Here is a 12,904-nt window from a genome sequence, read left to right on the forward strand (position 1 = left end):
CTGAGGTCGAGCAGTTCGGCAGCCTGGACAACGCTCAGGCGTTCGTCACGGATCTTCTGGATGACTTCGAGGCGATGCAACTCTTTCTGCGACATGGTGATCATAAAGGACATGACGACTCCGACCGTTCCTGGTCTCGACCAGGCTGAAGGTCGTCATCCTTGCTCCCGACGTTGGCATTGACCAGTGCGTCGAGAGGCGAGACTGTCGCATCTCTAACTGGCCCAACTGTCGCATTACTAAATAGCCCTTACATGTCAAAGTGGCGTAATCCATCTTATGGAACAGATGGAACTATATGCGTGTGCGTGGCTTTGGGTTATCCGCAATCCTGCGACATTTGCCTGCTCCACGGCCGTCGTCGGGGATCTGGTTTAAGTAGGTCGAGGGACATTCGCCGGACGCGACCGCGATGATCCAATGCGCCGGCGCTCAACATCGAGGCTGATATCTTCCATCCGTGACCAATGATCCTTTTGGTTGGTCCGGAGTGCAGGCCGGATCCCAGGTAAGAAGGAACACGCCAGGACAAATCGACATTGAATTTCCAAAATGGCTTATGGCCATCAAACCAACCAGTTTTCGACCCGCAAGGCGCGAATACGCATGAACTCGCCAACGTTCGCCGTCACTAGAACCGCTCCGAGGGCAGATGCGTGGGCAGCGATGAATAGGTCATTCGGACCGATAGGCTTGCCAGCGGCCTCCATTTCGACCCGGATGCCGCCGTATGCAGCATCGGCGGGCACATCCAGCGCAAGCACCGATAGGCTGCCAAGGATGGCTTCGATCTGGGCTAGTAGTTTCGGTGATCCCTTCTTGGCGCACCCGTAGCGCAACTCCGACGCCATGATAATGCTGACGCAGATTGCATCGGGCCCAGCTTCGGCGATGCGTTGGGCGACTACGCCCCTGGGGTTTCGAGCAAGCTCCGACACGATATCGGTGTCCAGCATATAAAGCCTGCTCAAAGGTCAATTTCTTTCACAGGAAGCAGGGTATCGCCTACCTCAGGAAACTGATCGTCAGGACCAAGCGACTCCAAACCGGCGAGAACCTCCAGGAGGTTTTTGCGGTGCACAGGCTCAATAATGAGCCGATCTCCGTCGCGGTGGATCATCACCCGGTCACCGGGTAGCTCAAAGTCAGCCGGGATTCGCACAGCCTGACTCTTGTTGTTTCTGAAAAGCTTCGCCTCCCGCGGGGGAATAGGTTCTCGATGTAGGGAATAGGCCACATCAGACTCCTGTGTATATACATATGCATATACAATGCGTCGGCGAAGATTTCAACCAAGGTCGAGCCTTGTTGATCTCCTATCTGATAGAACCGGAAGGTGCTTTGCCAACCTCGCAGCCGATCTTGTCGGTTTCTCGGTCAGGCCGTTCGTCCAAGGGTGGAAAGTGCATCCTGCAGTCTGAGCGCCGCCAATGCCTCGGTTGCCTCATCCGAAGACCATCCCGCTTCCAGCGCCGCAGACAGGACCAGCGATTCCGTTTGAAGCTCGAGCTTCTCATATAGCGGCTCGATGGCTTCGCGGGCTGTTACAACGTGCTGGTCTGGTGGAGTGATGGGTGTGGCGGCAACCGTAGGCATGAAATGCTCCTCCTATTGAACGCTAAGGTTCGAAACCCATTCAGGGCATCCTTGTTCCATTCATATCGCCTTTTCGGTCTTCGAGCGGCGATGCGAAAGATGACGACGCCACATGTGGCGAAATTTCCTCCATCGCAGGAACGCGCGAATGATGATTGCCGGCGGGATCTTCTTGTGGTCGCCGACAGTCCCCTGCCTGGTGATAGATGCGTTCGGGTCGAGCAGAAACGCGACCAACGTGCTTGCACTTTGCGCCTCTACTTCGAGCTTGTCATCCGATAAATGCAGCCCCTGCTCGCCTTCGGCGAACGTCTGCTTATCGACGACAACGGAACCGCTAAAGACATAGAAATAGAGATATCGGCCTTGTTTCTGCGGGAATTCCACCCGTACGCCCGCGTCCAGCCGCATGTCGAAGACATCGATTGCGCTGCGGACATAGAATGGCGCGCCCTCCCCTTCCGGCCCGACCAGGTGTCGCCAGACGTTTGCCGTGGCAGCTGGCATCGGCCCGTGCTGGATCTTCGGCTCGAGATCAAGCGCATAAGGCCGAACGAGGATCTGCAGCATTCGCAGAGGCGGATCGGATGCCAGCGTCTCTTCGGAATGCCAAAAGCTTGCTCCGGCATTCATCACCATCAGATGATCGCGGTCAATCACCAGTCGGCCAGCGGCCTTGTCGTCGTGACGCATGACACCTTCGGGCACCCAGGAAATAATCTCGTCATTCCTGTGCTCGTGCATGGCGATCAAGCGGCCGGGATCGAGGATGGATTCAACGACCATGGCGAGAGGGCCTTGGCCGTGATCGGTCGGCTTCGGCTTCAACCAGCCCGGCATGTTCAGATGCGCGACGAAGCCTCCCATATCCCGCACCACGAATGTTCGTTCGCCCTTGAGCAGCATCGCATCCTCCATGCTTGCAAGGCAGTGACGACACCGGGCGATTACCGCGCCGCGCCTCGTGAGCAAGAATCACGGTCGGCGCGTTCGTCCAGGCATTACAAATCAATCACGATGTCGCCTTCAGGCCTCGCGCAGCAAATCAGCACATAGCCATCCGCCGGCGCATCGACAGGGTCCGGCCGGTAGCCGACGCTTCCCTCCACAAGTCCGGTCTCGCAAGTGTGACAGACGCCGGTTCGGCACGACCATCGCACGGGCACGTCGCAGGCCTCTGCCAGTTCGAGCAAGCTCTGGAATGTCGGCTTCCAGCGCACATTGAGACCGGTGCGGGCAAACGACACCATCGGCCCCGAGCCTGGAAGTCCTGCCGGCAAATGTGGTGGCCGGCGGGGCGAAGCAGCTATGCCGGGGGTCATCGCGGGACCGGCGCCGAACATCTCGGTGTGGATGCGATCAGGCGCGATACCCAAGGCTGCAAGACCGACGGTCAGATCGCTCATGAAGGTCGACGGTCCGCAGACATAGACGTCACAATCGCTCGGCAGGTTGAGCGACTTGAGCGCCTGCGCATCCAGATGGCCGCGAGCGTTAAAATCGATATCGGGCCGATCCTTGGGGTCGGGAGAGCTGTAGCAAATGTGGCTGTGATGATGAGCGAGCGCCTTAAGCAGGCCGCGCGCCTCCTCGGCAAACGGATGTTCGCGGCCGTTGCGGGTTCCATACAACCACCAGACTTCCCGGGGCGATGCTTCGGCCGCCAAAACATTAAGCATCGCCAGCACCGGCGTCACTCCGATCCCGGCACTCATCAGAACAATCGGCCTATCGCCCGGCTGCAATGTGAAACTGCCGCGTGCCGCACTTGCCTGCACGATGTCGCCAACCCGCAGCTCGTCGTCGATGTAGCCGCTGGCTGCACCATGGACCTCCCGCTTGACGCTGACGCGATAATGCGTGGCGCTGGGCTCGCCCGAGAGCGAATAGCTGCGCATCAGCTCACGCGCCGAATCCCGTCCGAGCCGCAGCACCACGAACTGCCCGGGGAGTGCGGCGGCAACAGGTTGGCCATCCGCCGGTTCGAGCACGAGGGAAACCACGCCGCCGCTTTCGCGCACCTTGCGCGATACACGCAGCGGGCGGAACCCGCGCCATGCCGGAGGCCGGCCGGGAGCAGCTGTCAGCCCGGCATTTCCTGTCGTCGCTCCTTCCTTCCGCTCCTGCTTGAGCAGGGCCTCGAAAGAATGACGCCAGCCTGGGCTTAGCGCCGGGATGCGCAGGGCGCGCTCCAACTGATCGCGCGGGTGACCCGGCATATAAAGCAGCGCGTTGATCTCGAAAACGGTCATGCCTTCAGGCCCGGACGCCACCTTGGTGATCTCGTCGCCGGCCTGCACTTCGCCTTCCTCCAGCACGCGGAAATAGAAACCAGGTCGGCCGTGTTTGACCACCAGCGCGGCCATCTCCGGCTCGTCCATGCGTATGCCGAGCCGGTAGCACGTGACGCGCGGTTGCGTCACCTCGAACAAAGCGCCGCCGATCCGGTAACGGTCTCCAATGCAGACCTCTGCATCCGGCAACCCATCGACGGTGAAATTCTCGCCGAACTGACCGTAAACGAAGTCGTCCCGGCGCAATTGCTCCTGCCAGTACCGATAGGAATCGATCTGATAGACAAAGACTGCGCGGCGTTCGCCGCCGTGGCCAGCCAGATCGCCCTGTCCATCGCCGTCCACGTTCAGGCGCCGCACCATACGCGGGCCGTCGACCGGCGTCTTCCAAATGGCAGTGTTGACGATCTTGCCTTGCCAGGTGACGTTGCGCGGCAGGCCCACATTGACCGAAAGCAAGCGTACCATGACATTTCTCCCGAATGACGATCATCGCTATTTCGAGATCGACGGAGGATGGCTACAGCGTCAATCTCAGTTCGAGATAGTGTCCGGTCAAAGTCGTCAAGGTGAAGGCTCTGTTGAGGCCGCTCGGATTTGGCAACAGCCAGACACCTGCGCCGGCAAATTCCTCGGGCTGCCGACCCCATTCAACATTGGCTCGAAGACTGATGGCCGCGTATGCCGGCTTTCCAAGAAAGGCCAGTTTGGCTGGCGCAAACTCTCGTATCTTGTTTTCCAGGATGGGCGCGGCGCTGAGATAATCCTGCCTCTTAAGCTCGCTTGCGCTTTTCGTGGGACGTGAAACCGCCGACGTCAGACCACAGCCATATTGCAGCAGCTCGCGCTCTTCATCGGCGCGCAGCAACCGCGGTGTAAATCCAGCCAGATGCAAGACACGCCAAAAACGATTGCTCGGGTTCGAGAAATTATGCCCGTCGCGAACGGCGGAGAGAGCCGGATTCAATCCGCAGAAAACCACGGAAAGGCCCGGCGCGAGGATTTCCGACAATCCGGCTTTCGGCATCGTGGAGGCGTCTGGACCATCGAGTTCCGCGGACATGGCATCATCTTGCATTGTAGGGCGTCGCTCGAATTTAGCCTGTCAAATACACCAACCATGCGTCGATCGGACGGTGCTAATCATCTTGCTGAAAATGCCGATGAATGGCCTTACTGCATAATTCCTGAAATCGGAATCGATTTCAGGAATTATGCAGCCATTCAAAGTGCTACAGCGTCCTTTGCGCGTCCGAAAAGACGCGCGGCGCTGTAGTGACAATTTGAAAAATATCAGGCGCAATCGATTCTTTGACGGGATCTACAATGACCACCGAAGCAGCGCGTAATTCGCATCCCATCTATTTCATCGGAGCTTTTGCCACGGGTGGGCTCCTGACGTTCATGGTACACCTCAATGGGGAGTTGGCCCGTTATGGGAATCCCCTGTTCTCATCGTGGACCGCTCACGGCACAGGCATCATAGCAGCCGTCGTTCTTCTCCTGGTGGTCCACCGCCGACGCACGCCGAGGCTAGAAAAAGCCCCTAACGCGCCTTGGTGGGCTTACTTCGGTGGGATATCCGGCGCGGCAACGGTCATTCTGACTTCGACCGCGGTCAACTCACCGCTCGGGCTCTCCGGCACCTTGGCTTTGGGTTTGGCAGGCCAGGTCGCCTTCAGCGTCGCGGCCGACAGTTGGGGACTGTTTGGTCTGCCAAAGCGGCATCCGGATACACGAGACATCGTAGCACTCGGCTTGGTCGTCACGGGGGCTGCACTCATTATCCTGTTTGGGCGAGGTGCGGCGTGACGGTGTTCATTCTCCTGGCTTGCCTGGGCGGTGTGCTCGTCGGCCTCAGTCGTCAGCTCAATGGGCGGTTGAGCATATCCACCACGCCGCTGGTCGCATCCTTCTGGAACCATGCCATAGGCTTTGCTGTCCTCACCTGCCTTGGTCTCTTTGCCGGGGGCCTGCTTCCTGCGGGTGCTGCCGAGGCGCCTTGGTATGCCTATCTGGGTGGTTCCATCGGCGTTGTTTTCGTGGCGGCGGGCAGTTGGGTCATCGCCCGAATAGGTGCGGTTAATTCGGCTCTGCTGATCATCGGTGGCCAGATGGTAACAGGGGTAGCGTTTGATTATATCAGCGCCGTTCCAGCGTCATTTTGGGCGAACGCGACCGGAATTGTTCTCATCGTCGGCGGAATGATGATCAGCCGCCGACGCAAAGCCAGCGGCTCGCAATAGCCAAACGCCGTGCTGCGATTACGGTGCTACTGCGACCGGGCAATTTCATCGGCCGGTCGCAAGCCACGGGACGGATGGACGGCGGGGAAAGCCTCCCCGCGCGCATCATCGTTCAGGCCGCAGCCTGCTCAGGCGAGGTATTTCGTAAACCAGTCGACCGTTCGCTGCCAGGCGAGCTTGGCTGCTGCTTCGTCGTAGCGGGGCGTGGAATCATTGTGGAAGCCGTGATTGACGTTAGGGTAGATGTAGACCTCGAATGTCTTTCCAGATGACTTCAGTGCAGCTTCATAGGCCGGCCAGCCTTCGTTGATGTCCTTGTCCAGACCGGCATAATGGAGAAGCAGCGGCGCCTTGATCTTCGGCACGTCTTCGGCGCGCGGCTGCCGTCCGTAAAAGGGCACGGCCGCGGCAAGTTCCGGATAGGCCACTGCCGCCGCGTTGGCCACGCCGCCGCCATAGCAGAAGCCGGTGATGCCGACCTTGCCTGTCGTGAGATCGTTGTTCATCAAAAATTCGACCGCCGCGAAGAAGTCGTTCATCAGCTTTTCCGGGTCGACCTTCTGCTGGAGTTCCCGCCCCTTTTCATCGTTGCCGGGGTAGCCTCCGACCGACGTGAGTCCATCCGGCGCAAGTGCAATGAAACCTGCCTTTGCCACGCGCCGCGCCACATCCTCGATGTAGGGGTTCAGACCTCTATTCTCGTGGACGACCACCACAGCCGCAACTTTGCCGGTCGCGTTTTTGGGGCGGACGAGATAGCCGCGGACATCGCCATTTCCCTTTGGCGAGGGGTAGGTAATGTATTCGGCTGATATATCGGGATCGGTGAACTCGACCTGGGTCGCCAGCGCATAGTCAGGGCTCAGCGATGAAAGAATGGCGGCTGCCGTAAGTCCGCCGACAGCGAATTTGCCGGCCCGGTCGAGAAACTCCCGCTTGGTAATTCTCCCATGCGCGTAATAATCGTAGAGTTCGAGAAGTTCTTGAGGGAAATCCTTGGCTGTCATACGGGTCATGATGGCTCCTCCTTGCCTTCGGGTCTCGCACTATCCTACACACGTAAACTCGTGGCTCTTTTCAACATTTCGCGAGTTCTGCGTGAGCTTGCCGGGGCGATCATTGGCTGCGCCAACTGTCGCTGAATTCGCTGCCTCGGCGTCAAGAGATGCGCCCTGTTCGCTTTGGCAATCGGCATCCGGCCGGTGGCAGCCAGCAATCGACCGCCGGCTACCGATCTATGAAAATTAATTTCATACTCGCGCTTTGAGGCCCGTTTTCTATTGACGCCTCCCGATTTTTGTCCCAACTTAAAGAAAATAAATTACTAAATGGGAACTTGATCGGCATGAAAGTGGGAATCATCGGGCTAGGATTCCGGCTCGGCTATCTCGGCTATGTTTTCAAGGCAATCGATAGCAGCTTCGACATTGTCGGCTATGTGGATCCGGAACCCGCCGGACTTCCTGGATTGACGGAAAAGGGCATTTCAGTCGGCAAGGCCTATGGTTCGCCGGAAGAATTGCTCGCCTCCGAAAAGCTCGATCTGCTGATGATCGGTTCCCCCAATCACATGCATCTCGATCATATCAGGCTCGGGCTTCAAGCCGGTCTCAAGGTCTTTTGCGAAAAGCCGATCGTCACGACGATCGCCGAGAGCATCGAGCTCGCCCATCTGATGGCGAAGTTCGGCCACGAGCGGCTGATGGTGGGTCTCGTATTGCGCTATTCTCCGCTCTACAAGGATCTGCGCGCCATCCAGGCCGAGGGCAAGCTTGGTCAGATCGTGTCGATCGAGGCCTCCGAACATATCGAGCCTTATCACGGCGCCTTCTTCATGCGCGACTGGCGCCGCTATGAGCGCTATTCCGGCAGCTTCATGCTGGAGAAATGCTGCCACGACCTCGATCTCTATAATGGTGTCGTCGGCGCGCGGCCGGAGCGCGTCGCAAGTTTCGGTGGCCGCAAGAGCTTTATCCCGGCCAACGACCCGGCGCGCGAGGGCATCAACGACCTCGAGCTTTTCCACCGCAAGCCGAGCGGATGGATGGGATCGGACAAGGTCTTCGACAGCGATGCCGATATTATCGACTATCAGGTGGCGATCGTCGAATATACCAATGGCGTCGGCATGAACTTCCACACCAATCTGAATGTGCCCGACCAATTCCGCCGCTTCGCCATCATGGGCTCGCGCGGCATGGCCGAAGGCGATTTCGTTCGCGGTTATCTTGATGTGCACGAACAACTGACCGGCAACAAGATTGTCGAAACCAAATATGCCGCCACCGAGCTCTCCCAGCACTACGGCGCCGATGAACAGATGGCGAGCGACCTGCTTGAAAGCGTGCGCACCGGGCTCGAACTCCCCGTGTCCACGCTAAATGCGCTCGAAGCCGGCATCCTCGCCTTGGCGATGGACGAAGCGAGGATGAAGAAGGCGGTCGTCGATCTCAGACCCATCTGGGACCGCTTCGACGAAGCCCTTCACGCAAGAGCGGCTTGAGGGGGGCGGCAGGATGAGTGTTCAAAGAAGCACCTTCATCTTCGCTTGCATCCTTCTTCTTCCGGCTGTGCTCTATGTTCTGGCGATCGTCGCCTATCCGCTGGTTGATACCTTCATTCTCTCCTTCACCGACGCGTCCCTCAGGAAGACCACAAATTGGGTCGGCTGGGTCAATTACGAGAAGATCTTCAACGAGCGGTTTGCGGAAGTCATCATCCGCACCTTCATCTGGACATTCTTCTCGGTCGCGCTGAAAATGGTGATCGGCACTTTCGGTGCGACCATGCTGAATGCCGCGGTCCCCGGCCGCTCGCTATTCCGGCTTTTGACCATGCCGCCATGGATCGTGCCGATGGCGATCGGCATCTTCATGTGGGGCTGGATGTATAATGGCCAGTTCGGGATGATATCAGGCATGTTGCAGCGCTTCGGTCTGGTCGACGGTCCGGTCGCCTTCCTCGCTTATGGAAGCACCGCCTTCTGGGCAACGATCATCACCGATGTGTGGATCGGGGTGCCGCTGGTGACGATCTACTTCCTGGCCGCAATCCAATCCATTCCGAAGGATCTCTACGAGGCCGCCTGGACCGATGGCGCCGGCCGCTGGTATCGCTTTCGCCGCATCACGCTGCCGCTGATGGTTCCGGCGATCATCACCATGTCGATGCTGTCGCTGATCGCGACCTTCAACTCGTTCGACATTATCTGGATCCTGACGCAGGGCGGACCGAGCGGCGAGACGACGACGATGATCATCGATACCTATCAGACCGCGATCGGCTCGAAGAAATACGGTGAAGGTGCCGCGCGCGCCGTTTTGATCTGCATCTTCCTGTCGCTCTTCTGCTTCGCCTATTTCCGCGTCACCCGCCGCCTCAACCCGGAGAAGCGCGCATGAGCAATGCAGCCATGATCGACCGTTACCGCTGGTGGGAAATCATCCTGATCTATTGCGGTATCGCGCTGTTTCTTTTCTTCGTGCTGTCGCCCTTCGTCGAAGGTTTCCTGGTGTCGCTGAAGCCGCTCAGCCAGCTCTTCTCCTCGCCCTACCGCTTCTGGCCGGAGAACGGCTCGTTCGAAGCCTATCGGACGATGTGGATCAGCGTGCCGGGCTTCGGGCGTTATATCTTCAACTCGTTCTTCATCTCGATCATCGTCACGCTGATCGTGCTCTGCCTGGTCATTCCGGCGGCCTATGCCTTTGCGAAGTTCGAATTCAAGGGCATGGGCATCCTGCTCGGCGCCTTCCTGACGGTGAACATGTTCTCGGGCGCCGTGCTGTTGATCCCGCTCTTCCGGCTGATGCGGAGCATCGGCGTGCTCAACACCTATCTCGCCATGATCGTGCCTGGCGTCGCCTTCCTGATCCCTTCGGCGATCTGGCTGCTGCGCACCTACATGATCCGTATTCCGCAGGAACTCAACGAAGCGGCCTACATGGATGGCGCGAGCCACTTCTACACGCTGCGCCGGGTCATCCTGCCGATTGCGATGCCGGGGATTATCGTCGTCGCCATCACCACCTTCATCGGCGCCTACGCCCAGCAATTCATCTTCGCGCTGACGTTCAACTCGAAGACCGAATACATGCCCTTGCCGGTGGGGCTCTTTGCTTACTTCGGAAAGCAGGAGGTTATCTGGAACGAACTGATGGCGGCTTCCTTCGTCGGTATCGCGCCGGCGATGGTCGTCATCTTCTTCCTTCAGCGCTACCTTGTCGGCGGGCTGACCGCCGGTGCGGTGAAACAATAAGAGCAAAAAACGAGTGAACAGCTAACACAAGAACGGGAGTTACGACGTGAGCATATCAATCAAGACAGGCCTTATGGCGCTCGCCTTGCTCGGTTCGACGGCATTGACCGCGGTCACTGCCCAGGCGGCCGACAAGGAAATCAGCTGGATCTATTGCGGCGACACGATCGACCCGGTCCACACCAAATACATCAAGCAGTGGGAAGAAAAGAACGCGGGTTGGAAGATCACCCCCGAGGTCGTCGGATGGGCGCAGTGCCAGGATAAGGCCACGACGCTTGCCGCCGCCGGCACGCCGGTGGCGATGGCCTATGTCGGCTCGCGCACGCTGAAGGAATTCGCGCAGAACGACCTCATCGTTCCGGTGCCGATGACGGATGACGAGAAGAAGGCCTACTATCCCCACATCGTCGACACGGTAACCTTCGAGGGTAACCAGTGGGGCGTTCCGATCGCCTTCTCCACCAAGGCGCTTTACTGGAACAAGGACCTCTTCAAGCAGGCCGGCCTTGACCCTGAGACGCCGCCGAAGACCTGGGCTGAAGAAATCGAAATGGCAAAGACCATCAAGGAGAAAACCGGCATTCCGGGCTTCGGTCTTTCCGCCAAGACCTTCGACAATACGATGCACCAGTTCATGCATTGGGTTTACACCAACAACGGTGCGGTGACGGATGCCGAGGGCAAGGTCACGCTCGACAGCCCGCAGATTCTTGCCGCACTGAAGGCCTATAAGGACATCGTCCCCTACTCCGAGGAAGGCCCGACGGCCTATGAGCAGAACGAAGTCCGCGCCATCTTCCTCGACGGCAAGGTGGCGATGATCCAGGCAGGCTCGGGTGCAGCCGACCGTCTGAAGAAGACGCAGATCAGCTGGGGCATCACGACGCTGCCGCTCGGCCCCGACGCCAAGGGTCCCGGCACGCTGCTGATTACCGACAGCCTGGCGGTCTTCAAGGGCTCGGGGGTCGAGGACAAGGCGACCGAATTCGCCAAGTTCATCACCTCGCCCGATGTACAGTCGGAATACGAACTGCAGGGCGGCGCCGGTCTCACTCCCCTGCGTCCCTCCGCAAAGGTCGACGAGTTCGTCGCCAAGGATCCTTACTGGAAGCCCTTGATCGACGGCATCAGCTATGGTGGTCCCGAGCCGCTCTTCACCGACTATAAGGGCTTCCAGAACTCGATGATCGAGATGATCCAGTCGGTTGTCACGGGCAAGGCCGAACCGGAAGCCGCGCTCAAGAAGGCGGCCGGCGAAATCGAAGCCTTCAAGTAAGTTTACTTGAGGCTTCTTCGGGTCGCGGCGGGATGGCCGCGGCCCCTCCCCTTATAGCGAATGTGCGACGAAGGCCGCCGGCGGAGACAGATTTTTGGGACAGCTCCTTCTCAACAAAGTTCAGAAGTTCTATGGCGACTACGAAGTTCTGAAGGGCGTGCAGCTCGAGGTGAAGAACGGCGAGTTCGTCGTCTTCGTCGGCCCGTCTGGCTGCGGCAAGTCCACGTTGCTGCGCATGATCGCCGGCCTCGACGCGACAACGGCGGGTGACATCGTCATCAATGGCATCAGGGTCAACGACCTGCCGCCGGTCAAGCGCGGCATCGCCATGGTGTTCCAGTCCTACGCGCTCTATCCGCACATGACCGTCTTTGAAAACATCGCTTTCCCGCTTCGCGTCGAAAAGATGGAGGAGGCAAAGCTCAAGGCCAGGGTCGAAAATGCGGCGCGCATCCTGCATCTCGATCAGCGGCTGCAGCAGAAACCCGGCATGCTTTCCGGCGGCCAGCGCCAGCGCGTCGCGATCGGCCGCGCCATCGTGCGCGAACCGAAGATATTCCTGTTCGACGAACCGCTTTCCAACCTCGACGCAGCACTTCGCGCCGACATGCGCATCGAGCTCGCCAAGCTGCACAGGGCGTTGAAGGCGACGATGATCTATGTCACGCACGACCAGGTCGAAGCCATGACCATGGCCGACCGCATCGTCGTGCTCGACGCCGGCAACATCTCCCAGACCGGCGCGCCGCTGGAGCTGTATCACAAGCCCGCCAACCAGTTCGTCGCCGGCTTCATCGGCAACCCGAAAATGAATTTTCTCCCCGTGACTTGCAAGGGCGTCAGCGCGGGCGGCGTCGAAGTCGATTATCTCGGCCAGTCCGCCGTTCTGCCGGTGACGCCGCGTGACGGCATGGTCGGCAAGCCTTTGACGCTCGGCATTCGTCCAGAGCATATCCAGCTCAACGGCGGCGATATCGTCTTCACCGTGACGCCGACCGTCATCGAGCGCCTCGGTGCCAATACGGTGGCTTATGCCTCACTCAACGGCGAGGCCGAGAATTTCTGCGCCATGCTCCCCGGCAGCGTCGGCATCCGCGCCGATGCGCCTGTCTCAACCGGCATCAATGCCGCGGACTGCCATCTTTTCGACGAGGCAGGCATTGCCTTCGAGCGGCGCGTTGAACTGACCGAAATCGATATGAACGTGATCAATCCGACGGCGGCTTGAGGCGGC

The 12,904-nt window shown here is 59.1% G+C and carries 14 protein-coding genes; 7 read left to right on the forward strand and 7 right to left on the reverse strand.

What is annotated here, in order from left to right:
- Window positions 1-566: 566 nt before the first annotated feature.
- The 6 genes from HFO99_RS05950 to mug form a co-directional block, all read right to left on the reverse strand.
- Complete coding sequence (locus HFO99_RS05950) at window positions 567-971, reverse strand: type II toxin-antitoxin system VapC family toxin (RefSeq protein WP_222359925.1); 405 nt, start codon at window positions 969-971, stop codon at window positions 567-569.
- Window positions 968-1,237: an antitoxin gene (locus HFO99_RS05955; protein ID WP_222359927.1), complete on the reverse strand. Its 270-nt coding sequence runs from the start codon at window positions 1,235-1,237 to the stop codon at window positions 968-970. The genes HFO99_RS05950 and HFO99_RS05955 overlap by 4 nt, the downstream gene beginning before the upstream one ends.
- Window positions 1,238-1,377: 140 nt before the next feature.
- A complete protein-coding gene (locus HFO99_RS05960; protein WP_003547964.1) occupies window positions 1,378-1,596 on the reverse strand; it encodes a hypothetical protein in 219 nt (72 codons plus the stop codon).
- A 60-nt stretch (window positions 1,597-1,656) separates the two neighbouring features.
- Window positions 1,657-2,502, reverse strand: a complete 846-nt coding sequence (locus HFO99_RS05965; RefSeq protein WP_222359929.1) for a pirin family protein — start codon at window positions 2,500-2,502, stop codon at window positions 1,657-1,659.
- 95 nt (window positions 2,503-2,597) lie between these two features.
- On the reverse strand, window positions 2,598-4,358 hold the full coding sequence (locus HFO99_RS05970; RefSeq protein ID WP_222359931.1) for an MOSC and FAD-binding oxidoreductase domain-containing protein: 1,761 nt from the start codon (window positions 4,356-4,358) through the stop codon (window positions 2,598-2,600).
- A 52-nt stretch (window positions 4,359-4,410) separates the two neighbouring features.
- Window positions 4,411-4,953 (reverse strand): G/U mismatch-specific DNA glycosylase, encoded by a 543-nt coding sequence (gene mug, locus HFO99_RS05975; RefSeq protein ID WP_261316488.1) that lies wholly within the window; start codon window positions 4,951-4,953, stop codon window positions 4,411-4,413.
- 263 nt (window positions 4,954-5,216) lie between these two features.
- Here mug and HFO99_RS05980 point away from each other — a divergent pair, with 263 nt between their 5' ends.
- Together HFO99_RS05980 and HFO99_RS05985 are read left to right on the forward strand one after the other, a co-directional pair.
- On the forward strand, window positions 5,217-5,702 hold the full coding sequence (locus tag HFO99_RS05980) for a DMT family transporter (RefSeq protein ID WP_027690174.1): 486 nt from the start codon (window positions 5,217-5,219) through the stop codon (window positions 5,700-5,702).
- Window positions 5,699-6,136 carry a DMT family transporter gene (locus HFO99_RS05985; RefSeq protein WP_222359933.1) on the forward strand — a complete coding sequence of 146 codons (438 nt, stop codon included), beginning with the start codon at window positions 5,699-5,701 and terminating at the stop codon, window positions 6,134-6,136. The genes HFO99_RS05980 and HFO99_RS05985 overlap by 4 nt, the downstream gene beginning before the upstream one ends.
- Before the next feature lie 128 nt (window positions 6,137-6,264).
- Here the strand turns inward: HFO99_RS05985 and yghX are convergent, their stop codons facing one another.
- Window positions 6,265-7,152: a YghX family hydrolase gene (gene yghX / locus HFO99_RS05990; RefSeq protein WP_222359935.1), complete on the reverse strand. Its 888-nt coding sequence runs from the start codon at window positions 7,150-7,152 to the stop codon at window positions 6,265-6,267.
- A gap of 329 nt (window positions 7,153-7,481) precedes the next feature.
- Between yghX and HFO99_RS05995 the strand changes: the two genes are divergently transcribed.
- From HFO99_RS05995 to HFO99_RS06015, 5 genes are all read left to right on the forward strand, one after another.
- Window positions 7,482-8,639, forward strand: coding sequence for a Gfo/Idh/MocA family protein (locus tag HFO99_RS05995; RefSeq protein ID WP_222359937.1), 1,158 nt, complete (start codon window positions 7,482-7,484; stop codon window positions 8,637-8,639).
- Window positions 8,640-8,652: 13 nt separating this feature from the next.
- Complete coding sequence (locus HFO99_RS06000) at window positions 8,653-9,537, forward strand: carbohydrate ABC transporter permease (RefSeq protein WP_222359939.1); 885 nt, start codon at window positions 8,653-8,655, stop codon at window positions 9,535-9,537.
- Window positions 9,534-10,391: a carbohydrate ABC transporter permease gene (locus tag HFO99_RS06005; protein WP_018071212.1), complete on the forward strand. Its 858-nt coding sequence runs from the start codon at window positions 9,534-9,536 to the stop codon at window positions 10,389-10,391. Before HFO99_RS06000 ends, HFO99_RS06005 begins: the two co-directional genes overlap by 4 nt.
- A 73-nt stretch (window positions 10,392-10,464) precedes the next feature.
- Complete coding sequence (locus HFO99_RS06010; RefSeq protein ID WP_222300861.1) at window positions 10,465-11,670, forward strand: ABC transporter substrate-binding protein; 1,206 nt, start codon at window positions 10,465-10,467, stop codon at window positions 11,668-11,670.
- Window positions 11,671-11,764: 94 nt separating this feature from the next.
- Window positions 11,765-12,898 carry an ABC transporter ATP-binding protein gene (locus HFO99_RS06015; protein WP_222359940.1) on the forward strand — a complete coding sequence of 378 codons (1,134 nt, stop codon included), beginning with the start codon at window positions 11,765-11,767 and terminating at the stop codon, window positions 12,896-12,898.
- The last annotated feature ends 6 nt before the right edge of the window (window positions 12,899-12,904 follow it).

It is taken from the genome of Rhizobium leguminosarum (assembly GCF_019798305.1).
Taxonomy (GTDB): domain Bacteria; phylum Pseudomonadota; class Alphaproteobacteria; order Rhizobiales; family Rhizobiaceae; genus Rhizobium; species Rhizobium leguminosarum_U.

Excerpts from the sequence above, each read along its gene's own strand:
- HFO99_RS06010 (WP_222300861.1), top strand. The coding sequence starts at position 10,465 with ATGGCGCTCGCCTTGCTCGGTTCGACGGCATTGACCGCGGTCACTGCC.
- HFO99_RS05970 (WP_222359931.1), bottom strand. The coding sequence starts at position 4,358 with ATGGTACGCTTGCTTTCGGTCAATGTGGGCCTGCCGCGCAACGTCACC.
- HFO99_RS06005 (WP_018071212.1), top strand. The coding sequence starts at position 9,534 with ATGAGCAATGCAGCCATGATCGACCGTTACCGCTGGTGGGAAATCATC.
- HFO99_RS05980 (WP_027690174.1), top strand. The coding sequence starts at position 5,217 with ATGACCACCGAAGCAGCGCGTAATTCGCATCCCATCTATTTCATCGGA.
- HFO99_RS06000 (WP_222359939.1), top strand. The coding sequence starts at position 8,653 with ATGAGTGTTCAAAGAAGCACCTTCATCTTCGCTTGCATCCTTCTTCTT.
- HFO99_RS05965 (WP_222359929.1), bottom strand. The coding sequence starts at position 2,502 with ATGCTGCTCAAGGGCGAACGAACATTCGTGGTGCGGGATATGGGAGGC.
- mug (WP_261316488.1), bottom strand. The coding sequence starts at position 4,953 with ATGTCCGCGGAACTCGATGGTCCAGACGCCTCCACGATGCCGAAAGCC.
- yghX (WP_222359935.1), bottom strand. The coding sequence starts at position 7,152 with ATGACCCGTATGACAGCCAAGGATTTCCCTCAAGAACTTCTCGAACTC.
- HFO99_RS05960 (WP_003547964.1), bottom strand. The coding sequence starts at position 1,596 with ATGCCTACGGTTGCCGCCACACCCATCACTCCACCAGACCAGCACGTT.
- HFO99_RS05995 (WP_222359937.1), top strand. The coding sequence starts at position 7,482 with ATGAAAGTGGGAATCATCGGGCTAGGATTCCGGCTCGGCTATCTCGGC.